Origin of the sequence: Niallia oryzisoli (assembly GCF_043641075.1) — a bacterium.
GTDB lineage: Bacteria > Bacillota > Bacilli > Bacillales > Cytobacillaceae > Bacillus_BD > Bacillus_BD oryzisoli_A.
This window is the reverse complement of sequence record NZ_JBHZRC010000001.1, coordinates 211,748-234,562: the sequence shown is the minus strand read 5'-3', so window position 1 is coordinate 234,562 and position 22,815 is coordinate 211,748. Positions and strand designations below refer to the sequence as shown.

The window sequence follows — 22,815 nt, the reverse complement described above, 5'->3', positions numbered from 1 at the left end:
TATGTGATTCACTTTTCGAGTGGTAACACCAAATAAATGTAGCTCCGTTATGTAGGGTTTATTGTTCTAATTGAAGAATTAGTATAAAAGGCTTTCAAAATAAAATGAAAAGGGGCTATTAATCATGAGGGAACTTGTCAGCACCTGCTGTAAGTGCGGTAAAGACATTTATTGTTTAGATGGTTTTTTTACTGGTGTATATACAGATGAAATGGAGACTCTATGTTTTGATTGTGCCGAAGAAAAAGAAAAATCCGCAAAATAAATTGCGGATTTTTCTTTTTCTTCAATTTATAATATTCGTTGCAAGTCGCTCCAGTTTATCAGCCGTGGTAATGGGATATCACGATTATACGATTGATCCTTTACAATTACCTTAACCGAATCTGAAGAGAGAGTATTTAACACTGCAGGCTTATCATCAAAGTAATAATCCAGCTTTAATTGTTTGATTATGTCCACCTTTTCTTCATCCTGCATTCCATAAAAAAACCTATCATCACGTACCGGAAACCCCTGATTTTTCATCCATTCCTTTGTGCGCTCACCATGTACCTTTGGCCTTGATGTAATATAGTAGATTTCGTGCCCTTCGCTTACAAGTTTATTAAGGGTTTCTACTGCGTCAGGAAATGCCGGGCAATTTGTATAATAAATTTCCTCCAGCGTACGATTCCACATATCCTTCCCTTCATCATCGGTTAACCCAAAAGGTTCATGAATCTCAACTCTTTTTAGCGCATGATAATCAGCCAAAGATATATTTGTGTTTAACTGTTTATTATAAATGTGAAAAGCATGTTCCCTTAAATTAATCAATGTATCATCAATATCAAATCCGAATTTCATATACGATTCCCTCAGCTATCTTCAAATTTCCTTACTATTTCAATTTTAATATGGTGACATCTGTTAGTCAAAAATGAAAAAGCAAAACTCTCGCTTGACGAAAAAAAATACTATCTAAAATCCAAATAGTTACCTATGGAAAATCCCAATTTACAATTAAATGACTTTAATTGTAAAATGGAAATATTGATTTTAAAAAAAGAGGTTATACAATGAGTACTATTTATAGACAAGAGAACATTGAATCAATGATTGAAATACATCGAAAAGTTTTGATTGAAACAGGTTTAAAACATGGTTTCAACAGTGCTAAAACGATTACAGTCAGTCAAAAGCTTGATGAATTGATTCTACAATACCAGAAACTATACCGATAATGGATGGCCTAATGAGTCTTACTTATTACTTTGTTATACCACTCTCTAGTCTCGTCTGGGGATTCTCCATTAATAAAAATAGGCTGATTCTTTACTTTTATATAAAGATATGGCGGTTGTTTTTGAATAAATAATAAACTGCTGCCATATTCGTTTACACGGAATATCCCCTTTGCAATGGTCCCCGTCGCAAAGCCATTTGATTTAATGGTTACTTCAGGCATTTCAGCCAATAATTCTACCTCTTGTATATCTTTAATATTCCACATATATTTCTGCACTTAATAAGGTAATGGTCATGCTATCTAATGAGGATAAGGCAAAAAAATAAAACCTATTCGATTTTTCGAATAGGTTTTACAAATATGACCTAATTTTCTTTAAATAGAACCTTTTTTATAATAGAGACAGCTTTCTTGAACGTCATACGCAAAATGTTATCAAATGACTAGTTGTCATTCTTTATTAAAAGTATTCAATAAAAGGTAATGACCCATTGATGATTTCAAAAGCTATCCCCTGTATTTAGCCCCGCCTACGCTAAATACGATGATGGCCACGCGTGCCATCCAACCTAAATTAATCATATCAGAAAGCGCTTTCATTTTCAATTATTTCCGTATAACATTTTTCGACATAATTATATATACATACCATTTAGTTTATTAACTAAATATTGTAATCTTGATTTAATTTTATTTCCAATACCTGTTCACCTAAGCAGTGCATTGAATTGATTTCGCAGGTTCAGACTATGGAATAACGCCTGTATCAATTAAATTAGGAGGTATCTACATGGCAAAGGAAAGAGGTAACAAACCTTTTTATAAGAAATGGTGGGTATGGCTGCTAGCATTTATTATCATTATCGCCCTACCTTCCTTCTTTAATGATGAAGGTACAGACACTGCTGTCAAGGATACAACAAAGAATACAGCTGATCAAGCAACAGTGGATACGGAAAATGAGAATGTAGCTGAGACTCCTGACGCACCTCCAGAGGAAGAAGCTGAAGACGTGACTCCACCTGCAAAGGCTGAAGCAAGCGGAAAAATAAAAAAAGGAACCTATAAGGTAGGAACAGATATTCCTGCCGGTGAGTATGTCGTATTTTCAAAAGGGTTTGCCTATGTTGAAAGTGCATCGGATAGTACAGGACAATTAGAAAGTATCGTCTTTAATGAAAATTTAAGTAATGGTGCACACACATATGTAACCTTGCATGACGGAGAATATTTTAAGCTTCAGGACGCAGAAATGTATCCCGTGGCAACTGCCCCATCTGTCAAACCTAAAGATGGTATTTATGAGAATGGAATGTATAAAGTTGGGCAGGATATAGCAGCGGGAGAGTATAAGGTTCTTTTAGATAGTGCGATTGGAATGGGATATTTAGAGGTAAGCTCTGACAGCAGTCATCAGCTAACAAGTATAGTAACAAATGAAAATGTACAGGCTGATATGTACATTACCGTTACAGATGGACAATATCTAACACTTCAGGATGTAAAAATACAACTATAAAATATACCATCTAACAAGAAAGATGCAGTTTCTCTAATTGGAAATTGCATCTTTTTCTTTAAACAGCTATGTAAGGGTAATGCATTATTTAGCAGTCTTTTCTCTCTATAGCTGCTTATTCGCATAAAAATCTTTTTGAAATTGTGATAATTTCTTTACTTCTTTTACTTTGTCACTAATCTCTGTTGGAATATATTTCACTACCCGCAGCTTTTGTAGCACTGTAGAATACCTTAATTCAAGCTCTTCGTTGGTTGCAGTAGAATCCTTTTTTCTTTTTTCCACTTCTTCAAATAACTGTAGTGCAGATGCAAGATGATAATAATCCTTTTTTATTTCAGACTCTTGATTTTCAGTCATGGAAATCAAGGCTTTGTAGTCCTCATCTAATAGAAAATCAATATATTTTTGTTCTTCATCTGTCAATTCTCTGCTATCATCACTAGTACTATTATTATCTTCTGTCGAAGACTGGTTAGCTGAACTACATGCAGCCAAAGAAAACAAAAGTAAAGCTGTTAATATGATTCTTAATCCCATAAAGTCCCCTCCTTTAGTCATTTTACCATGATAAAGAAAATTTAGGACAAAATTTTACAAAATTCACTATATATTCCTCCTCCATTCCAAATTTAGTCGTTTTCATAATATTAAATTTACTATTAAATTCGACATTTTTCCTCAATAACTATATATACCTTTTGATTAACAATGGAGATGCAGGATTCCCTCTCTCTAACAGACGTATAATATTGTAAAAAAGTGTCGTAAGTTTGAATTTTATAAAAATAATTTTAACAAATTTTACATGATATACTGTTTTTGGATACAGGATCATTCATCTTATTTAAAAAGAAAGCGGGGGATTATTCATGCTTTTGGAAAACCTCATTTATCGTTACACATTAGAGAAGAAACGGAAACCGTCACACGTCAATGAACTTCTAGACTATCTTCAGAAAGGCTATATTTATGGAGAATTCTCTATAGTAGAATATAAACAGCTATTTTCTGAACTGAATGAACGAAATGCTGAAAAACCTCAATTTTTCATTATTAAGAGCAAACCATATGATATATATTATTACTTTACTAGTTAAGCAATAAAAAACAACCACTTCATCCTTATAAATATGTAGAATGATGTTGGTTGTTTTTTATTCGTTTATATTAATCCTTAAGAAATGCTTCGATAAAGTATGCCACTCCATCCTCATTATTAGACTTCGTTACAAAGTCACAGACCTCTTGAATTTCCTTATCTGCATTTCCCATCGCAGCACTTAGTCCGGCAATTTCTAACATCGACAAATCATTATAATTATCCCCTACTGCTGCACAATCTACTAAATCAATTTGTAACTTCCGGGCAAGGATTGTTAAGGCATTCCCTTTTGAAGCTTGATTGTGCTGGAGGTGGAAATTATGAACTCCTGATTGAACAATTGTTATATTGGGAATATCAGAAAATTGGGACCAGCCATTCTTAAGCTTATCCTCATCAAAGGAATACGCAAGAATATTATAAATTTCACTGTTTGTTTCCACTAATTTCTGATAAGAAGAAATAAAATGAAATTCAGATTGCCCAAATTGAATCTCTACTTCCAATTGAAAGTGGTCCAAATCTATTTCTGGTTCAGTCTTTTTTAATTGTGCGATTTCTTCAAATAAAAGTTTCTGACCATATTGTGGTGCACATATTTCCCCTTCGATAAACGCCTCGTAATAGAGATGGTTCTCCTCGAGCACCTTCAGCATTGAGATAGCAAGAGACTTTTCCAATGGTACAGAATGAAATAATTCTCCACTGGGATTATGTATTGTTGCTCCATTTGTTCCGATGATCCAAGGAGTAAATGGGAAATCTTTAAACAGATTTTGTGCGTCAAAATTAGCCCGGCCTGTTGCAATGACCACTTCGATTCCCTTTTGTTTCGCAGCTAGAATTGCATCAATATTCCTTTTACTGATATATTTTCCTTTATCAAGTAAGGTCCCATCTAAATCAAGTGCCAGTAATTTTATCATAATATCAACTCCTCCCATGATAATGTATCAAAAATCTCATATTAAACCAACAAAATTATTCCCTACACTGTCCCCATTTTCATTTCTAAATAGTATCATTGACGTAACGTTACAAAATGAAAAGGTGGTTTTATATATGGAAATACGTCAATTACTTTATTTTCTAGAAGTGGCCAAACAAAAAAACATGACAAAAGCAGCTGAAATTCTTCATATCTCGCAGCCTGCATTAAGTAAAATGGTTAAAGGTCTTGAAGAAGAACTGGGCATGACCTTAATTATCCGTAGTAATAAATCAAGTGAAGTGACCGATGCCGGTTTGATTGTAATGGAATATGCAAGTAAGATGCTAGGACTTCTTGATGAAATGTCGATTACATTAGAAGATATGTCAAACCTACAGCGGGGAATGATTCAAATCGGGATTCCACCTATTGCGGGCAGCCTATTTTTCCCAAAGGTGATAGCCGAATTTCACAAATCTTATCCGAATATCAAAATAAATATTACGGAATATGCAGCACCAAGGCTGACGAAAAACGTACTCGAAGGAGAAATTGAACTTGGAATTGCTGTATTACCTATCCATGGAGATGACCTTGAAATTGTTCCAATCGTCAGTGAAATCATGAAGCTGGTTGTTCAAAAGAATCACCCCCTTGCTTCTAAAGAGGTTGTTCATTTACAAGAGCTTGAACATGAAGAGTTTATCTTTTTCAGTGAGGAATTTGCCCTTCATGATATTATTTGGAAGCAATGTATTAGCGAAGGATTTGTACCAAATATTTTGTTTAAAAGCTCACAATGGGATTTTATGTCTGAAATCGTGGCGGCCAATATGGGCGTTACGATTCTTCCAGAATCCATTTGTAACAGGATAGACAACGAACAGATCCAAATCCTCAATCTAATTCCAGCCACACCGTGGAATCTAGCAGTTGTTACAAAAAAGGATAAGTATGTATCACACGCGGCTCGAATGTTCATTGATTTTATTCTAAAACAAAAAAATGAAGTCTTTCCATGAAAACCTTTTCTTATAATGAAAAGCCCTTTCATAACTTTTGGTTATATCAACCATGAAATAATGGTATTTTACGGTAAGCATCATTCCAATTATAGTAAGAGTAACCAAACGGAATGATGAAGGAGTGAAGAACATGAAAATCATGACAATCATTGTACAAATCCTGTTTATTCATGTATTTCTGTTTCTTGGATCAATGCTTAAAGCGGTATTCCCCGTCCCGATTCCCGCTTCAATGGTAGGGCTGTTACTTCTCTTAGCAGCCTTATTACTTAAAATTGTCAAATTAGAATGGATTGAACAGGGTGGAAACTGGTTGTTAGCTGAGCTTTTATTATTCTTTATTCCTTCGGCTGTTGGTATTGTGAATTATGATGAACTACTTAGCTGGCAAGGAATTGAATCTGTATTATTAGTTGGTTTAAGTACGTTTATTGTCATCAGCTCCACTGCTTTTATTGCTGAAAAAGTTAATAATTGGAAAGTGAGGGAAAATGAATGAATATAATTATGTGTTCTGCAGTAACGTTTTTCATTTATTTACTTGCGAAAAACCTCTATAAAAAATGGTCATTGCCTTTTTTAAATCCATTAGTTATCAGTACATTGGTATTGATTGGAATGGTTTCTCTTGTAAATGTTCCAGTTGACACCTATATTTCAGATGCCAAATACGTCACGCATATGCTTGGTCCTGCGACGGTAGCATTTGCCATCCCTATTTATAAGCACATGTCACTTTTAAAAAAATATATCGGTAATATTTTAGTCAGTATTACAAGCGGAACATTTGTAGCGATTATTTCTTCATTTACCTTAGCATTTCTTGCACATTTACAACCAGATCTTTTGCTAAGCCTTTTGCCAAGATCAATCACAACACCTGTTGCCATTGAAATTTCAAAAGACATCGGCGGTCTGCCATCCTTAACAACGATATTTGTGATTGTTACTGGAATTACTGGAGGAATAATTGGTCCATATATTATTAAATGGTTTTCGATTAAATCACCGATTGCGAGGGGCCTTGCTTTAGGTATGGGTGCACATGGCTCTGGTACAAGTGCTGCGATGGAATACGGTGAAAAAGAAGCCACCTTTTCAATGATTGCGATGATCTTTGCGGCGTGGATTTCTTTATTCTGGGTTAACTCTCTCATTCCTTCATTAATGAATATTATGCCATGATGCTTTAGACAATCAAATTTTTTCTAAAGCATCATGTTTTTCTTTATTTCAATTCTCTCCGAAGTATACTCCTCCAGCAGGAAAAGGATTTCCAAGGGTTAAGCATATTGCCCACATATCCTTGGAAGCAAATGATTAAAATCATGAGCAGATAAGGTATGATCTCCATTCTCTTTTATCCAATAATCGGCACAGGCTCCATGAATGTAGACAGCATTGGCAACAGCGGCATGGATATTCTCATGAATTCCAATGCTAGCTAGCAGCATACCTGTTAAAGTGTCACCCGTACCGCCCTTTGATAAAGCACGGTTACCAGTCGTATTAATAATCCCTGTTCCATCTGGAAAAGCAATAACCGTGTATTTTCCTTTTAGAACCACAATTAGATTATTTTCAATTGCATACCGTGATGCCAAAGAAATACGGTTGGTTTGGATTTCCACTGAACTCTTCCCAGATAATCGGCTGAATTCACCGGGATGCGGTGTGATAATGATTTGAGCTTTGCTATCCTTATAATAGCGTTTACTTAAGGCTCCAGCATCAAGAATAAGTGAAACAGGGTGTTTAAGCAATTGTTCAATGATACCTTCAAGCTTTGCATCTGGATGGAGTCCTGGGCCAATTGCTACGGATAAATAGCTGCCTACTATTTCATCCACTTTTAAATCAAAGGAGAAGGTTGCTTCAGGTGCGAGCGGGCCAATAATGGTAGATGCATGCTTTGTTGTTGCAACTGTGAGCTTACCCGTTCCAAAGCGTAAAGCCCCGATGGCAGCTAATGCCGCACTTCCTGGCATTTCATCACAACCTGCTATTAATAGGTTTGACCCAAAGGTACCCTTATGTGTATTGCCCTTATGCTTTGGCCACGTTTTTCTAACATCTTCACTTTTCCATACTTTCCATCCGCTCGTTTGAGGCAGACCAATATCAATACTCGAAACTTCTCCATAATGTTCACTGCTAGGAAATAAGAATGCCGACGGCTTAATCCCATGCAGCGCATATGTATAATTTGCTTGAACAGCATGTTCATCAATCTCACCCTTATCAGACGAAACTCCTGTCGGGAGATCTATAGCAGCTACTTTAGCACCCGATTGATTGACCCAGTCTGTCATTTGAGATATATCTGCACGTAATGGTAATTGACTGCCCACCCCTAATAGAGCATCAATCACCCAATCAGCCGTCATATCTGGTGAGAATGGTTCAATGTTATAGCCGCATACTTGATAGTATGACAAATGTTGGAGAGCAATTTCCGTTTTTGGTTCACCGATTGGAAAGACTAATTTTGCATTGTAGCCATTATTTTTTAAATAACGTGCAAGTACAATCCCGTCACCACCGTTATTTCCTTTTCCAGCAAGAATAATAACTTTATCTGTTTTACTTAACAATGGTGATAGTTTATGAAATAAACCGTTTCCCGCATTCTCCATTAACGAGAATAGTGACATCCCCATTTGTTCGGCACGACTATCGATTTCTTTAATTTGTTGACTCGTATAAAGATACATTCTATCCCCTCTTTCCTATTCCTATTATAATACTTTTAACACCTGCATGAGAAAATCTGTTTCAAGGAAAGATAGTTGGTGTATAATGAGAAAGGTCTAACAAATTATAAGCGGACTACCACTAGAAGAGTTTATTTTGAAAGGATGCATTACATAGTGAATATTACTGAATATACGGTTGAGCAAATAAAAGATCCAACTGGGATTCTTGAAGGTGAGCGTTATGAATTTTTCCTAACAATTGAAGTTCCGGAGGACGATGAACTATACACAGAACATGGTTTACAATTAAAGGTCTTGTTTCTTGTTAACAACGAGCAAACAAAAATAGTATCTTACCACTTCTATGACAGTATTGAAAACAAATATTTAGAATTCGCTCTTGAGGATGACGAAGAAAAAATGGTTTACGATTTTTGCCTTACTCATTATCATGAGGCAGATTGATAAAAAGAGGAATCCAGCTAAGCTGAATTCCTCTTTTTTATGCTTCAATATTTTGTCCCACTTCAACAATATGATACAAGAGATGGGCCAGATGATGGATCGGCGTATATACTTCTTCATCATCACCCTCTCCCTCTTCCATTTCATCTTGAAATTCTAAATCATTTAAATATAAAGCTGTAAATTGATAAAAGTCTCTCAATTCGAATCCATAACAAGCACTTGGATCTTCGCTTTCATCTTCATATTGAAGGACTAGGTATGATTCTGCTCCATCTTTGTCAACCGCATCAAAGAAAATAAAAAAGCCGACATTTGTATCAAGTTCGAATAAATGTCTTGTACCACCTTCCGTTCGATTGTTAAAATCGTCCTCACTCAATTTTTGAACAGTCATCGTTTCGGTCAGATCTTCCTGATGAAATTGGACTTTAAATGTTTTCATTTATGTACCCCCATTATTTTACTCATACTGCCATAAATAAAGCCCGGCTTTTATTAAAAGCGGGCTTTACTGTCATTAAATTTTAGTTACATTCACGGCTTGTGGTCCGCGTTGACCTTCTTCTATATCAAAACTAACTTCTTGACCTTCATCAAGGCTTTTGAATCCATCAGTCTGGATAGCTGAGTAGTGTACAAATACATCGTCTCCACCTTCGACTTCGATAAATCCGAAACCTTTCTCAGCATTAAACCATTTAACTTTACCTGTTGCCATTTACATTTCCTCCTAAATCAAATAACTAAAAAAATCAGAATGAAATTCTGTCCCTACTAATATGGGTTATTTTATCCAATTTTATAATCTTTTTTTGATAAAATTTTATTTTTTTATCTATTTTTTTCATTTGAAGGACGATTTCTGCCTCTTCTGCGATCCCGATCACGTGATCTGCCCTTATCACTGCTTCTATTTCGATCGTTACCGCGGCGTTTACCAAAGTCACCTTTTGGCTTTTTCGATCTTAACGGCTCAACTGCTGTTAATTTAACCGGTGTTGCATCAGGCTCTTTCGTAATTAATTTGAGAGCTGCAGCCAAAAGCGTTACTGAATCCTTATCTTCAAGTAAATTCTCTGCTAATCGCTTATATTCCTGATAATCATTATTGTCAATTGTCTCTAACAATTGATTAATGGCAACCTTTTGATTCCCAGCCAAAACATCGTGCGTAGTTGGAATTGGCATTTTCATCATTTTCTTTTTCGTCATATTTTCAATAATTCTTAAATGATCTGTTTCTCTTGGCGTTACAAATGTAACAGCTTTTCCTTTATTACCTGCACGTCCTGTTCGTCCAATACGGTGGACATAGCTCTCAGGATCCTGTGGAATGTCAAAATTGTAGACATGAGAAACACCACTAATATCAAGACCACGAGCAGCAACATCAGTTGCAACCATTATATCAATTGATTGCTCTTTAAACCGGCGAATGACTTGGTCGCGTTTGGCTTGCGGAATATCGCCATGAATACCTTCAGCTGAATAACCGCGTTTAATTAATCCTTCTACTACCTCGTCAACACGTTTTTTTGTCCGTCCAAATACAATAGCAAGATCTGGAGACTGTATATCAAGTAGACCACACAGCACATCAAACTTTTGCTTCTCTTGAACTTCAATATAATGCTGTTCAATATTGGTTACAGTCATTTCTTTCGCTTTGATTTTTACTAGCTCAGGTTCTACCATGAATTTCTCTGCTAATGATTGAATCCGTCTTGGCATAGTTGCTGAAAATAATAAAGTTTGTCTTTCTTCAGGAACTTTTGAAAGGATTTTCTCAATGTCCTCAACAAATCCCATGTTCAGCATTTCATCGGCTTCGTCTAGTACAACCATTTTGATATGATCAAGGCGAATCGTCTTTCTTTCAATATGATCGATTAAACGTCCTGGAGTTGCCGCAATTACCTGCGGGCGATTCTTTAATGCACGAATTTGCCTTCCGATATCCTGACCGCCATAAATAGGCAGAGTGCGTATACCCTTAACTTGTCCGATTCGGTTTAGTTCCTCTGCCACTTGGACAGCAAGCTCACGTGTAGGACATACAACAAGTCCTTGAATTCCTTCATCAACACTAAGTTTTTCTAATAAGGGCACACCAAAAGCAGTTGTCTTTCCTGTACCAGTTTGTGCCTGTCCAATCATATCCTTACCTTGTAATGCAATTGGGATAGCCTGTGCCTGTATTGGTGATGGCTCTTCGAATCCCATATTATAAACGGCTTGTTCAAGCTCTTTGCTTAAGCCGAAATCTGAAAAAGTTGTCAAAATTTTGTTTCCTCCTTTAAATATCTATCATTCGATTTCATTCCCACTGTACGCTACTATGGTTTCCATTTACTCTTTCTTTTTTTCATAAATAAAAGAAAAAGTAAGAAACCATATATAGGGAGCTTTGGTTATCGCTTATTCACCTGAAAAAATCTAGTCCGAACAGGGTTAATACCGGTGAATAGCTCACCATTTATCATTAAAATCGTCCACTTTAGATTCTTTCTAGTATAACCACATGAAAAAGGTGATGCATATATACATGCATCACCTTAAAAGCAAGAATTATGCTTTTGTTACGTTAGCAGCTTGTGGTCCACGGTTACCTTCAACGATTTCAAAATTAACATCTTGGCCTTCTTCTAAAGTTTTGAATCCTTCAGATTGAATAGCTGAGAAGTGTACGAATACATCTTGACCTTCAGAAGACTCGATGAATCCAAAACCTTTTTCTGCATTAAACCATTTTACTTTACCTGTGTTCATTGTGTTGCCTCCAAAAATAAAAAATTCACTCTAAGTTTTACATATAATATTTAACCATAAAAAAAATCGCAGCCAATATCTATCTGTAGGAATAAACATCGACCACAGATTTCGCAGCTACGACAACTTATCCAAAAATATATATCCGAACTTAATAGCGTACCTTTACTATAATCCCTTTTACCGAAAATGTCAACAAACAAATTCCCTTGCAATAATCATGATATAAAAATGGATGACCAAGTCCCATTGATCATCCAGATTAGACATATTACTATTTTCATTTTTTGTTTGAAATTCTTTTATAAACCTAATACAACAGAAGCCCTGCCTCTCTTCCATCTATACGGTTCCTAGACCGCGCCAATAGGAATCAGGTTATGCTCATATTTTTGAATTCTCGATGTTTGAGTTTTTTTGATTAGAAGTGTTGGATTTCCGAAGAGGAATTACATTCATTCATGTAAGGAAGTAATATTGGAAGGTGATAGTACTTACTTGTGACCTCAATATCTTGAAGTCACACCAAAACATCTAGCTAGCATTAAAGACGAAAATATGTCCTTATTAAATATAAGGTTTTTTTTTGCATTTGTCAATTCATTGCCAGTTTCATGATGGAATCTGCGGAGTCAACGCACAGATTCCAACTATGATTCTATTTAAATACCCTTGCCGCCGTCACCGCCTTTTTCCATCCCTCATAAAGCTGATTACGTGTATCATCATTCATGGAAGGTAAAAAGGTGCGCTCAACAGCCCATTGCTTAGCAATTTCCTCCTGTCCACTCCAATAGCCTACTGCAATTCCAGCTAAATAGGCAGCACCTAAAGCGGTCGTCTCATTAATTTCTGGTCTTTCAACAGGCACATTTAATAGATCACTTTGAAATTCCATCAGAAAATTATTTCTTACTGCTCCTCCGTCTACCCTTAAGTTGGTCAAATTGATTCCCGAATCGGCCTCCATTGCTGCTAAGACATCTTTTGTTTGATAGGCAAGCGCTTCTATTGTTGCTCTTATAAAATGCTCCTTTGATGTTCCTCGTGTTAAGCCGAACACAGCACCCTTTACATCCTTATCCCAATAGGGCGTTCCTAATCCGACAAAAGCTGGAACAACATAAACTCCCTCTGAAGAGGCTGTTTTTCTGGCATAGGCTTCACTATCTGCTGAATGTTTGATCATCCTTAATCCATCACGGAGCCATTGAATAGCCGATCCAGCAACAAAAATGCTCCCTTCAAGCGCATATTCAACCTTTCCATTAATACCCCAAGCAATGGTTGTCAGTAACCCATGTTCAGAGACAACTGCTTTTTCTCCTGTATTCATAAGCATAAAGCAGCCGGTACCATACGTATTTTTCGCCATTCCTTTATTAAAGCATGCCTGACCAAACAAAGCAGCCTGTTGGTCTCCCGCAACACCTGCAATGGGAATACTTTTGCCAAAGAAATGCTCTTCGGCTGTAAAGGCATACATTTCTGAAGAGGATTTTACTTCAGGCAGCATGGATTTATTGATCGATAAAATTTCTAATAACTCGTCATCCCACTTTAAATCATAAATATTGAATAGTAATGTTCTGGACGCATTCGAATAATCGGTGACATGTGCAGTACGACCTGAAAGATTCCAAATTAACCATGTATCTATTGTCCCGAATAGTAAATCCCCCTGCTCTGCTTTTTCACGTGCACCTTTTACATGATCCAATATCCATTTCACTTTAGTCCCGGAAAAGTATGGGTCAAGCAGTAAGCCGGTTTTCTTTCGAAATAAGGTGTTATAGCCTTGTTCCTTTAACTCATCACAAATAGTACTCGTTTGTCTAGATTGCCAGACAATGGCATTATATATCGGCATTCCTGTAGTCCGATCCCATACAACGGTTGTCTCTCTCTGATTTGTAATCCCGATTCCAGCTATTTGTTCAGGTTTAACACCTGATTCTGTTAAACAGCTTGCAATAACCGCTAAAATCGATCCCCAAATTTCATTTGCATTATGCTCGACCCAGCCAGGATGTGGAAAATATTGCGTGAATTCCTTTTGTGCAATATGAACGATTTCCCCTTTTTTATTAAATAATATCGCCCGAGAACTCGTTGTTCCTTGATCTAACGATAAAATATAAGTATCCATCGATTTCTCCCTTCATCTAAATGGTTTCCTCCCTTTAGTTTATCATTACTACAAGTGATGGCGGTACTCATAATAACGAAAAAGAATCACACAGATGAGGAGCCAGGCACCGCCCGCTAAAAAGCCACCGACAATATCACTAGGATAATGTACACCTAAATAAATTCGCGACAAACCAATTAGCAGGATAACAAAGCTAGATATGACGACAGCGATCCATTGATGACTTTTTTTGTGAACAAGATGAATGATTACGTATGCAAGTGAACCATAGAAAATAAATGAACCCATTGAATGACCACTTGGAAAACTGTAGCCTTCCTCACTTATAACAGGTAGAATATCAGGTCTTTCCCTTTTAAAGAGCCATTTTAACAGGATATTAATCAATGAGCCCAATCCGCTTGATGCAGCAAAGAAAAGGGCCAGCGCTTTCTTTTTCTTCCAATAAAGCATGAAAACAAGCACTAATACAACAAAAGCAAGCCAACCGACGGACCCTAGAAAGGTAATTCCTAACATCCAGTCTGTCAATTGTGGTGCAATGGCAGATTGAACAAGAGAAATCACTGTCTGATCAAACCGTCGTATATCTATTCCCCTTAATTGCTGGGAAATCCTGATGAATCCATAGATAAAAAGGACAAGTACTAGAAAAGCTAAGCCTATATAGTGAAAATTTCTCCCTGATTGTATATCGGTATCCATTTGTTTCATCCCTTATATGTAAAGTAAAAATTTTTAAAAATAAAAACCACTGGAAAAATCATAAAGCTGATTATACCCGTATTCCTACGGGTAAATCAGCTTTTTTGAAGCAGAAATTTATGCTTCCCTTTTCAACTTAGGTTTTGCACCTGTACGCTTTTTCTTTATCGGCTCCTTTTTTGCCGGCTTTGTTTGATCGATGGATGCTTGCAATGCAGCCATGAGATCCGTAACGTTTGCTATCGCTGTTTTCTCTGCCGATGTTACAACTTCCTGGCCGCTTCGTTTTGACTCAATTAAATCCAATAGCGCTGTTCGATATTCATCCGTATATTTTGACGCATCAAACTCAGTTGTTAATTGATCGATCAGCATAATAGCCGTATCGAGTTCTTTTTTCGTCACTTTATCCTCTAGAGGAACATTGGGAACATCGATGGCTGGTCGAACCTCATCAGGAAAGTGGATGGTTTCCATCACGAGTGTATTTTCCAGCACACGTATGACAGCCATTTGTTCCTTTGACCTGATCATGATTTTAGCAATTCCAACTTTCCCCGCTTCCTCTAAGGCCTTTCGTAATAACGAATAGGCCTTACCGCCATTTTCTCCGGGAGACATATAATAGCTGCGATCATAATAAATAGGATCAATTTCATTCATCTTAACAAAATCAATAATCTCAACTGCTTTATCCTCATTTTCCTTTTTTAATGCTTCAAGTTCCTCATCATCCAAAACCACATATTTTCCTTTTGTATATTCATATGCCTTCACTATTTCCTCAGGTTTCACTTCTACATTACAGACAGAACAAACTTTTTCATATTTTATCGGCGAATGACAGTCTCTGTGGAGGGTCCTTAATTTAACGTCCTTGTCTTCTGTTGCTGAATGAAGCTTTATTGGAATATTGACCAGTCCAAAGCTAATACTCCCTTTCCAAATTGTATGCATTTGTCATTCTCCATTTCTATTTTATTTTTCTTAATTTGTGTTAAATGAAAAGACAAATACGTTGTAATTTATTGCAGGAATCCCAACGAAATAATTTTAATGGACAAAGGGGAAACTATTGAAAAAAGGAGTTATCATAATGGATTTAAAACCGATTATTCCCTTTGAACCCGTATCTTCAGATGAAATACCTACAGGCAAAGAGTGGATTTCGCAAATTAAATGGGATGGAGTACGAATATTAACGTATTTTGATGGGAAAGAAGTGCAATTATTTAATCGCAAGCTACATGAACGAACGTTACATTACCCAGAAATCACGTCCATTCAAGATTATTTTAAGGGAGATTCAGTAATCTTTGACGGGGAGGTTATTGCACTTGATGAAAATGGAAACCCTTCTTTTCATCAGGTTATGCGGAGGGACGGTTTGAGAAAAATGGAACGTGTTACACTTGTTAAAAATGAAGTCCCTATTTTCTACATGATCTTTGACATTATCTATTATAATGGCAGCTGGATTCACGATCAGCCGTTAGAGAACCGCATGTCTATTCTTCGGGAATGTGTACTGCCTACTACCCATATTCAAGTTGTACCCTCACAAACGGATAATAAAGCTTTATGGAAAGTGGCAAAGGAACATCAGTTAGAAGGCATAGTCTGTAAAAACCTAAATAGTCCATATACAATTGACGGCAAGGATCAATCCTGGCAAAAGGTGAAAAATTATCTTGATATCATTGCCGTCATTGCTGGAGTCACTTATCGCTCAGGAATAGTGAATTCTGTTTTGCTTGGGCTATACGATCAAGACGAAAAATTGTGGTATATCGGAAATTGCGGCACTGGAAAAATGACACGAAATGATTGGAAGGAGCTTACTGATAAAGTAGAAACACTGAAAATAGCTGACAAACCATTCCATAATAATCCAGAACGAATGAAAGCTGTAACGTGGGTTCGACCAGAAATTACGGTGAAAGTCCAATTTATTGAATGGCCTGAAGGAAGAACACTCAGACAGCCAAGTATTCAAGCTTTTACCCTTATTCCAGCAAAGGAATGCAGGCTTCCTGAAGGTCCGAAAGCAGCAGTTGAACAGCAAAAGCAGACAAAGTCCATACGTGAAGAGCTTGAGATAAGCCATCCTGACAAACCGCTGTGGAACAAACCAGCAATAACCAAACAGCAGTATATTGAGTATTTACAGTACATCTTCCCGTATATTGCCCCATTTTTACATAACCGCTTATTAACTGTTATTCGTTATCCACATGGTATGTTTGGCGAGCCCTTTTATCAGAAAAATTGTCCAGATTACGCACCGGAATTTATCAAAACGGCAGAATCAGATGGAATCAATTATATTATTTGCAATAACCTAGACACATTTCTTTGGCTGGGAAATCAGCTTGCATTCGAATTTCATATTCCTTTCCAAACAATAGACGGGAATGGAAGTCCGAGTGAAATTGTCTTCGATTTAGATCCACCGTCAAAGGATGCTTTTCCATTAGCCATTAAAGCAGCAAATATAATAAAAGAGGTCCTCGACAGCTTACATTTAATCAGCTTTGTGAAAACATCCGGAAATAAAGGGATACAAGTCTATATTCCACTTCCTGACCATCGTTATAGCTTTGAGGATACGAGGATTTTCACAGCCTTTATCGCTGAATATTTAATTACAAAGGATCCTGATTCTTTTACAATTGAACGAATGAAAAAAAAGCGTGGCGGACGGCTCTATATTGACTATGTTCAGCATGCTGAAGGAAAAACCATCATCTCTCCCTACTCTCCAAGAGGAAATCCCAAAGCAACCGTTGCAACACCGCTTTATTGGGAGGAAGTAAAGGATGGATTAACAATGGAAACGTTTCAAATACCTTCAATCCTTGATAGGATAAAAGGGAATGGGGATCCATTTGGAGCATTTTTTGATGCGAAGAAAAAGCAAAACTTTGATCCAGTTTTACAATTTCTAAAAACAAAGTAAACCTTTTATAAACAAAAACTGAATAAATGATTGTAAAGCATTCAAAAAAGGATAGGTCATGTACGAACCTATCCTTTTCATAATAATCTATTGAATAAATTACATATATTGACGAATAAACTCTTGTGCAGCTTCGCCTAATTTAGCATATTGATTGGTCTCAGCTTCAAAATTCTCCTTATTTATTACGTCAAAATGAGAATTATCCTTCTCACTCAGCTGAACAGTCGCTCGATATACATATGTGGCATTACCAATTAGTTCAATCCAATAACCAGACGCTATTTCATGAACTACACACCTTACTTTACCGCCATTATTATAAACTTCTATAACCTGTTCTTTTTCATTTAATCCATTTAAGCATGTAACAAGACTTGATGCCGACATCGCTGTTCCACATGCATTTGTAAACCCAACTCCTCTTTCAAAGGTTCTAACATAAATAGCTCCTTTTGTCAGCTCATTAACAAAGCTTACATTCACTCCATCCGGAAATAAAGGATTCGGGCCATTTACATATTCACTAAGATTCTTTTGAATATCAGAATGAATATCCTCTGCCTTAACAATCGTCACAATATGGGGATTGGGAACCGCTAGTGCTGTAAATGTCAAATCAGCAGATAAACCTTCTATATGCTTATTTATTAATGTTTCCTTCTCCAACTGAAGAGGCAAATCCTCCAATTGAAACGAGACCGGTGAAATCTCCACCATATAGGTTGGAATTTCTGGGAACAGATCGTCCTGCTTCTTAACCTGCAAATGAGCCTTCATCGTTTCAATTACAGCTTCGTCTTTATTCAATTTTTCACAAACATAGCGGGCAACACATCGCAGACCATTCCCGCACATAGACGCTTCTGAGCCGTCACTATTGAAAACACGCATTCTTGCATCTGACTTTTCGCTGTCTAATACAAATAGAATTCCATCCGCGCCTAATTCCGTTTCTCGATTACAAAGGGCAATGGCTAGTTCCTTACGTTCTTCCTCATTAAACGACAATTTCCCATCCATTTCATCAATTAACAAAAAGTCGTTACCAGACCCATGGCATTTAATTAACTCAATATTCACTTAACACTACCTCCGCAAAAATTTCTGATTGATATGGTTTTACTGTACCACATTTTTCAGATTAGGAGATAGCAGAACAGATTCATCGAATACTATTTTCGGCAATTAATTATGAATCAAAGGATCCAGGCCAGTCGTTGCAATCTTTTCTTCGCGAATCATTTCAGTTGTCCAATTTAATGACTCCGCATAAATTCGAAATAAATCCCGTTCCGTCATATTTAATTTTTTGCAGAAATGGTTAATTTCCTTCCATTTTGCCTGCTCGACCGCTTCAACCAAATCTAATACAAGCTTATATTTATTTTCTTTTCCCAATAAGGCATCATGAATTTCTTCCTTTAATGAAAGATCTGCAAGTATTTCTTCCATTGATATATCAACTAGTTCTTCCATCGTTGAAATTAACCCAGCCATATAATAGCCTGATGGAAACTCTGTACCAATTTGGCGTGCAATTGTTTCACACAGCTTCGCTCTTGTTAATGTTAATTGCATACAACGATCGGATAAAAAGGTTGGTTGATCCGCTGACTCCCTTGTAGACAGGATATGGACCCACTTTTTTACATTATCAACACCAAGTGAAGCAATTGCTGCACGAATCGAACAGATTTTTTTATCACATTTGGCTGATGTTGTATTAATTAACCTTAGTAGTTTAATGGAAAGTGAGAGATCCTTTTCAATCAATTCTGCCATTTCATCCACTGTTAATTCTTCTAATGACATATTTTGAATGGCATGATAATGCGATGAAAAACAAACTGGAATTTCATAGGTTGATTCAATTATTGGTTCAGAAAAAAAATAACCTTGAAAATAGACATAGCCTCTTTTTTTGGCTTCAATATATGCCGCCTCAGTCTCTATTTTTTCAGCAAAAAGTTTTATCTTATGTTTGGCAGCAATCGTTTCAATTTGCTTAAGTTGATGAGAATATTCTTCGCGAAAATCTACTTTTATCATAGCAATGTTCGGTAAAAGTTTGTCCATAGATGGATGATCCTGAAAAAGAAAATGATCATCGAGAATAAGTAAATAACCTAGTTCCTTTAGCTCCTGACAAATGGTAATCAACTTATTGCTTATTACCACTTCCTTTGATATTTGTACGACCAAGTCGTCTGGACTAAAGTAGGTTGGCAATTTTTGTTCTAGTAAATTTTCTGTAAAATGAATAGAAAACTTTTTCCCTTCTGTTAAGCGTTCAAGCCCAATATTGAGAAAACTGTTAATAATGACTTCTGCCGTGGCTTGATCACCGTCTATATAAGGAAAGACATTTGTCAGATTATTACGATACAAGAGCTCATACCCAACAATTTCTTCCTCTATATTGAAGATAGGTTGTCTAGCTACAAAAACCTCCATAAGACTCCCTCCGACATTCTTATATATGTGTAAATTACACTTATGAACAGTTTACCTTATAAAAACTGATAATCTTGTCGAAAATTGTACTTAAAATTAGAAAAATAAAAAAGAGATATCACAATATTGTAACATCTCCTTTTCTTGCTTCATTACAAACTATTCAACATATGATTAGCGATATATTTAATTATTGCTCAATTTGACGATATAAATTTGCCAGCTCAATTGCAGTCATTGCAGCATCATAGCCTTTATTTCCTGCCTTTGTTCCAGCTCGTTCAATTGCCTGTTCAATTGAATCGGTTGTTAAAACACCAAAAATAACTGGTACACCTGTTTGCATTCCTGTATGCGCGACGCCCTTTGCTACCTCATTGGAAACAAAATCAAAATGCGGCGTTGCTCCTCTAATAACAGATCCTAGTGTAATGATAGCATCATACCCGCCTTTTTCTGCTAACTTTTGTGCTGTTAATGGAATTTCAAATGCACCTGGAACCCAATAAATCGTAACATCGTCATCTTGAACACCGTGTCTCTTTAATGCATCCTCAGCTCCTGATAATAATTTGCTGTTAATAAATTCATTGAATCTAGCCACAACAATGGCTACTTTCAGTCCGGTACCAATCAAATGTCCTTCAATTACTTTTTTCATTTCTATACTCTCCTTTATATTCATCTAATATTATTATAGGTATAACCTTTTTACTTACGTAATAGGTTGTCCAGTTGAATCTAAATAATCAAAATAGACTTGTTAGCTTTCTCAATTTATTTATAAAGATAATAAATGACCCAGCTTTTCTTTTTTTGTTTTCAAGTAACGTTCGTTTTCCTTCTCAGTCGGCATTTGCAGCGGAACACGTTCAACCACTTCAAGACCATAGCCTTTTAAACCTGCAATTTTTCGTGGATTATTGGTTAATAATTTCATCTTCTTAACACCTAAATCTCTTAGGATTTGGGCACCGATTCCATAGTCCCGTAGATCTGCATCAAAGCCAAGCTTATGATTGGCCTCGACCGTATCATACCCCTCTTCTTGCAGTCTGTAGGCCTTTAATTTGTTGATTAAACCTATGCCTCTACCCTCCTGCCTCATGTATAAAAGAATGCCCTTACCTTCTTGTTCAATTTGTTGCAATGCAGCTGTCAGCTGGGGACCGCAATCACACCGTTTTGATCCGAACACATCACCAGTTAAGCATTCTGAATGAACACGAAGTAAAACAGGCTCATTTCCATCAATATCACCTTTTACAAGTGCGACATGTTCTTTACCATCTAAAATACTTGTATAGCCATATGCTTTAAAATCACCAAATTCAGTTGGTAATGTGATTTCTACTTCCTGCTTCACATTAGTATCATGATGCGCCAGCCGATATTCAATCAACTGCTCGATGGATACAAGCTTAAGGTCAAATTTTTCAGCAACCTGCTTTAGACTGTCTAAGCGGGCCATCGTGCCATCATCATTCATAATTTCACAGATTATCCCTACCGGTTCAGCTCCGGCCAATCTCGCAAAATCCACCGCTGCTTCGGTATGTCCTGCCCTCCGTAATACACCGCCATTTTTTGCAATTAACGGGAAAATATGACCAGGTCTATTGAAATCCTCTGCCTTTGTACTCGGATCCAATAATTTTTCAATCGTAAAAGCCCGTTCGTAGGCACTTATTCCGGTTGTTGTATCCTTATGGTCAATTGTCACAGTAAAGGCTGTTTCTTTAACATCGGTATTATTTTTCACCATTGGATGAAGGTTCAACCGGCTGGCAACAGCTTCAGTGACAGGGGTACAAATCAGCCCTCTTCCTTCCTTTGCCATAAAATTAATCGCTTGAGGTGAAGAAAATTCAGCAAGGGCCAAGAAATCGCCTTCGTTTTCTCGATCTTCATCATCAACAACAATAATCACTTTTCCAGCTTTTAGATCCTCTAATGCTTCTTCTATCGTATGAAACATATTGTTTTCCTCCTTTTATGATCACTTATCCCACATAACAACCCGTTTCAAAAATTAGTAAAACCCGTTATCTTTTAAGAAATCCATTGTTAAACCCTTTGGCTTATCTTCTTTTTGTTGATGATTCATGAATGAATAAAAATATTTTGCCATAACATCGAACTCAAGATTCACAATTTCCCCTTCTGATTTAAAACCAAGAACAGCCTCTTTAGCCGTATGCGGTATTAATGAAACTGTTACAGAACTTTTACCAGTTTTAAAAATAGTGAGCGAGGTTCCATCTATTGCAATAGATCCTTTTTCTAATACAAATTTAGAATAGTCCTCAGGGATTTCTATCTCAACTAAGATTGCATTTTCCATGTTCGTTCGTTTTCGTAAGCGTCCTATACCATCGATATGTCCAGTGACAAAATGGCCGCCAAAACGCCCATTAGCAAGCATGGCTCTTTCTAAATTTACTCTTGACCCTTCCTTTAATGTGGCAAGTGAAGTATGTTTAAACGTTTCCGGCATTACATCTGCTTCAAACTGACTCTGAGAAAACTTAGTAACGGTTAAGCAAACACCGTTAACCGCAATACTATCGCCGAGATGTAAATCCTGCATGATTTTTTTTGCTTCTATCACGAGAGTCAGGGTATGCCCTTTTGCATTAATTCTTTTTATGATTCCTAGCTCTTCGATGAGACCAGTGAACAAGGCAGTACTCCTCCTTTTTCCTGCAGTTTTTGAATGGGGATATTTATCGGTATCCGGTCGCCATGGGGTTTGGCTGGAAATATGGATAGTGAAACACATATGAGGAAATCTTAAA

General features: G+C 36.7%; 26 protein-coding genes. 9 read left to right on the top strand and 17 right to left on the bottom strand.

The window, feature by feature from the left end; all coding sequences use genetic code 11:
* The first annotated feature begins 124 nt into the window (after nucleotides 1–124).
* Nucleotides 125–265 carry a hypothetical protein gene (locus ACHUFV_RS01235; protein ID WP_394231691.1) on the top strand — a complete coding sequence of 47 codons (141 nt, stop codon included), beginning with the start codon at nucleotides 125–127 and terminating at the stop codon, nucleotides 263–265.
* 26 nt (nucleotides 266–291) lie between these two features.
* Here the strand turns inward: ACHUFV_RS01235 and ACHUFV_RS01230 are convergent, their stop codons facing one another.
* On the bottom strand, nucleotides 292–849 hold the full coding sequence (locus ACHUFV_RS01230) for a 5' nucleotidase, NT5C type (protein ID WP_394231689.1): 558 nt from the start codon (nucleotides 847–849) through the stop codon (nucleotides 292–294).
* Nucleotides 850–1,061: 212 nt separating this feature from the next.
* Between ACHUFV_RS01230 and ACHUFV_RS01225 the strand changes: the two genes are divergently transcribed.
* Complete coding sequence (locus tag ACHUFV_RS01225) at nucleotides 1,062–1,226, top strand: Spo0E family sporulation regulatory protein-aspartic acid phosphatase (protein ID WP_394231687.1); 165 nt, start codon at nucleotides 1,062–1,064, stop codon at nucleotides 1,224–1,226.
* A gap of 8 nt (nucleotides 1,227–1,234) precedes the next feature.
* On the opposite strand, the gene ACHUFV_RS01220 is transcribed toward ACHUFV_RS01225, so the two are convergent.
* The gene (locus ACHUFV_RS01220) at nucleotides 1,235–1,495 is read right to left on the bottom strand and encodes a PH domain-containing protein (protein ID WP_394231685.1); all 261 of its coding nucleotides are present in this window, start codon (nucleotides 1,493–1,495) and stop codon (nucleotides 1,235–1,237) included.
* 526 nt (nucleotides 1,496–2,021) lie between these two features.
* Between ACHUFV_RS01220 and ACHUFV_RS01215 the strand changes: the two genes are divergently transcribed.
* On the top strand, nucleotides 2,022–2,750 hold the full coding sequence (locus tag ACHUFV_RS01215; RefSeq protein ID WP_394231683.1) for a hypothetical protein: 729 nt from the start codon (nucleotides 2,022–2,024) through the stop codon (nucleotides 2,748–2,750).
* A gap of 105 nt (nucleotides 2,751–2,855) precedes the next feature.
* On the opposite strand, the gene ACHUFV_RS01210 is transcribed toward ACHUFV_RS01215, so the two are convergent.
* Nucleotides 2,856–3,290, bottom strand: coding sequence for a hypothetical protein (locus tag ACHUFV_RS01210; protein ID WP_394231681.1), 435 nt, complete (start codon nucleotides 3,288–3,290; stop codon nucleotides 2,856–2,858).
* 332 nt (nucleotides 3,291–3,622) lie between these two features.
* Between ACHUFV_RS01210 and yppF the strand changes: the two genes are divergently transcribed.
* The gene (yppF, locus tag ACHUFV_RS01205; protein ID WP_394231679.1) at nucleotides 3,623–3,850 is read left to right on the top strand and encodes a YppF family protein; all 228 of its coding nucleotides are present in this window, start codon (nucleotides 3,623–3,625) and stop codon (nucleotides 3,848–3,850) included.
* Between the two features lie 70 nt (nucleotides 3,851–3,920).
* Here yppF and ACHUFV_RS01200 read toward each other — a convergent pair whose 3' ends face one another.
* Nucleotides 3,921–4,781, bottom strand: coding sequence for a Cof-type HAD-IIB family hydrolase (locus ACHUFV_RS01200; protein WP_394231677.1), 861 nt, complete (start codon nucleotides 4,779–4,781; stop codon nucleotides 3,921–3,923).
* Between the two features lie 136 nt (nucleotides 4,782–4,917).
* Here ACHUFV_RS01200 and ACHUFV_RS01195 point away from each other — a divergent pair, with 136 nt between their 5' ends.
* The 3 genes from ACHUFV_RS01195 to ACHUFV_RS01185 all read left to right on the top strand — a co-directional run bounded on the left by ACHUFV_RS01195 (nucleotide 4,918) and on the right by ACHUFV_RS01185 (nucleotide 6,996).
* A complete protein-coding gene (locus ACHUFV_RS01195) occupies nucleotides 4,918–5,808 on the top strand; it encodes a LysR substrate-binding domain-containing protein (RefSeq protein WP_394231675.1) in 891 nt (296 codons plus the stop codon).
* A gap of 133 nt (nucleotides 5,809–5,941) precedes the next feature.
* Nucleotides 5,942–6,310 carry a CidA/LrgA family protein gene (locus tag ACHUFV_RS01190; RefSeq protein ID WP_394231673.1) on the top strand — a complete coding sequence of 123 codons (369 nt, stop codon included), beginning with the start codon at nucleotides 5,942–5,944 and terminating at the stop codon, nucleotides 6,308–6,310.
* Nucleotides 6,307–6,996 (top strand): LrgB family protein, encoded by a 690-nt coding sequence (locus ACHUFV_RS01185; protein ID WP_394231671.1) that lies wholly within the window; start codon nucleotides 6,307–6,309, stop codon nucleotides 6,994–6,996. The genes ACHUFV_RS01190 and ACHUFV_RS01185 overlap by 4 nt, the downstream gene beginning before the upstream one ends.
* 98 nt (nucleotides 6,997–7,094) lie before the next feature.
* Here ACHUFV_RS01185 and ACHUFV_RS01180 read toward each other — a convergent pair whose 3' ends face one another.
* The gene (locus tag ACHUFV_RS01180) at nucleotides 7,095–8,525 is read right to left on the bottom strand and encodes an NAD(P)H-hydrate dehydratase (protein ID WP_394231669.1); all 1,431 of its coding nucleotides are present in this window, start codon (nucleotides 8,523–8,525) and stop codon (nucleotides 7,095–7,097) included.
* Nucleotides 8,526–8,681: 156 nt separating this feature from the next.
* Between ACHUFV_RS01180 and ACHUFV_RS01175 the strand changes: the two genes are divergently transcribed.
* A complete protein-coding gene (locus tag ACHUFV_RS01175; RefSeq protein WP_394231667.1) occupies nucleotides 8,682–8,972 on the top strand; it encodes a DUF6509 family protein in 291 nt (96 codons plus the stop codon).
* Nucleotides 8,973–9,009: 37 nt separating this feature from the next.
* Here ACHUFV_RS01175 and ACHUFV_RS01170 read toward each other — a convergent pair whose 3' ends face one another.
* The 7 genes from ACHUFV_RS01170 to ku all read right to left on the bottom strand — a co-directional run bounded on the left by ACHUFV_RS01170 (nucleotide 9,010) and on the right by ku (nucleotide 15,558).
* Complete coding sequence (locus ACHUFV_RS01170; RefSeq protein WP_394231665.1) at nucleotides 9,010–9,417, bottom strand: cytosolic protein; 408 nt, start codon at nucleotides 9,415–9,417, stop codon at nucleotides 9,010–9,012.
* 75 nt (nucleotides 9,418–9,492) lie between these two features.
* Nucleotides 9,493–9,693 carry a cold-shock protein gene (locus ACHUFV_RS01165; protein ID WP_394231663.1) on the bottom strand — a complete coding sequence of 67 codons (201 nt, stop codon included), beginning with the start codon at nucleotides 9,691–9,693 and terminating at the stop codon, nucleotides 9,493–9,495.
* 113 nt (nucleotides 9,694–9,806) lie between these two features.
* Nucleotides 9,807–11,255, bottom strand: coding sequence for a DEAD/DEAH box helicase (locus tag ACHUFV_RS01160; protein ID WP_394231661.1), 1,449 nt, complete (start codon nucleotides 11,253–11,255; stop codon nucleotides 9,807–9,809).
* A gap of 288 nt (nucleotides 11,256–11,543) precedes the next feature.
* The gene (locus ACHUFV_RS01155; RefSeq protein WP_394231659.1) at nucleotides 11,544–11,744 is read right to left on the bottom strand and encodes a cold-shock protein; all 201 of its coding nucleotides are present in this window, start codon (nucleotides 11,742–11,744) and stop codon (nucleotides 11,544–11,546) included.
* Between the two features lie 658 nt (nucleotides 11,745–12,402).
* Complete coding sequence (gene glpK / locus ACHUFV_RS01150; protein ID WP_394231657.1) at nucleotides 12,403–13,893, bottom strand: glycerol kinase GlpK; 1,491 nt, start codon at nucleotides 13,891–13,893, stop codon at nucleotides 12,403–12,405.
* A 48-nt stretch (nucleotides 13,894–13,941) separates the two neighbouring features.
* Nucleotides 13,942–14,601: a phosphatase PAP2 family protein gene (locus ACHUFV_RS01145; protein WP_394231655.1), complete on the bottom strand. Its 660-nt coding sequence runs from the start codon at nucleotides 14,599–14,601 to the stop codon at nucleotides 13,942–13,944.
* Between the two features lie 117 nt (nucleotides 14,602–14,718).
* A complete protein-coding gene (gene ku / locus ACHUFV_RS01140) occupies nucleotides 14,719–15,558 on the bottom strand; it encodes a non-homologous end joining protein Ku (RefSeq protein WP_394231653.1) in 840 nt (279 codons plus the stop codon).
* A gap of 139 nt (nucleotides 15,559–15,697) precedes the next feature.
* On the opposite strand from ku, the gene ligD reads away from it, so the two are divergent.
* On the top strand, nucleotides 15,698–17,560 hold the full coding sequence (ligD, locus tag ACHUFV_RS01135) for a DNA ligase D (RefSeq protein WP_394231651.1): 1,863 nt from the start codon (nucleotides 15,698–15,700) through the stop codon (nucleotides 17,558–17,560).
* Between the two features lie 99 nt (nucleotides 17,561–17,659).
* On the opposite strand, the gene dapF is transcribed toward ligD, so the two are convergent.
* The 5 genes from dapF to ribE all read right to left on the bottom strand — a co-directional run bounded on the left by dapF (nucleotide 17,660) and on the right by ribE (nucleotide 22,700).
* Nucleotides 17,660–18,643 (bottom strand): diaminopimelate epimerase, encoded by a 984-nt coding sequence (dapF, locus tag ACHUFV_RS01130; protein WP_394231649.1) that lies wholly within the window; start codon nucleotides 18,641–18,643, stop codon nucleotides 17,660–17,662.
* A gap of 105 nt (nucleotides 18,644–18,748) precedes the next feature.
* Nucleotides 18,749–20,017 carry an EAL and HDOD domain-containing protein gene (locus ACHUFV_RS01125; RefSeq protein ID WP_394231647.1) on the bottom strand — a complete coding sequence of 423 codons (1,269 nt, stop codon included), beginning with the start codon at nucleotides 20,015–20,017 and terminating at the stop codon, nucleotides 18,749–18,751.
* A 190-nt stretch (nucleotides 20,018–20,207) separates the two neighbouring features.
* Nucleotides 20,208–20,678: a 6,7-dimethyl-8-ribityllumazine synthase gene (ribH, locus tag ACHUFV_RS01120; protein WP_394231645.1), complete on the bottom strand. Its 471-nt coding sequence runs from the start codon at nucleotides 20,676–20,678 to the stop codon at nucleotides 20,208–20,210.
* Between the two features lie 120 nt (nucleotides 20,679–20,798).
* Nucleotides 20,799–21,995: a bifunctional 3,4-dihydroxy-2-butanone-4-phosphate synthase/GTP cyclohydrolase II gene (locus ACHUFV_RS01115; protein ID WP_394231643.1), complete on the bottom strand. Its 1,197-nt coding sequence runs from the start codon at nucleotides 21,993–21,995 to the stop codon at nucleotides 20,799–20,801.
* A gap of 54 nt (nucleotides 21,996–22,049) precedes the next feature.
* Complete coding sequence (gene ribE, locus ACHUFV_RS01110) at nucleotides 22,050–22,700, bottom strand: riboflavin synthase (RefSeq protein ID WP_394231641.1); 651 nt, start codon at nucleotides 22,698–22,700, stop codon at nucleotides 22,050–22,052.
* Nucleotides 22,701–22,815: the final 115 nt, after the last annotated feature.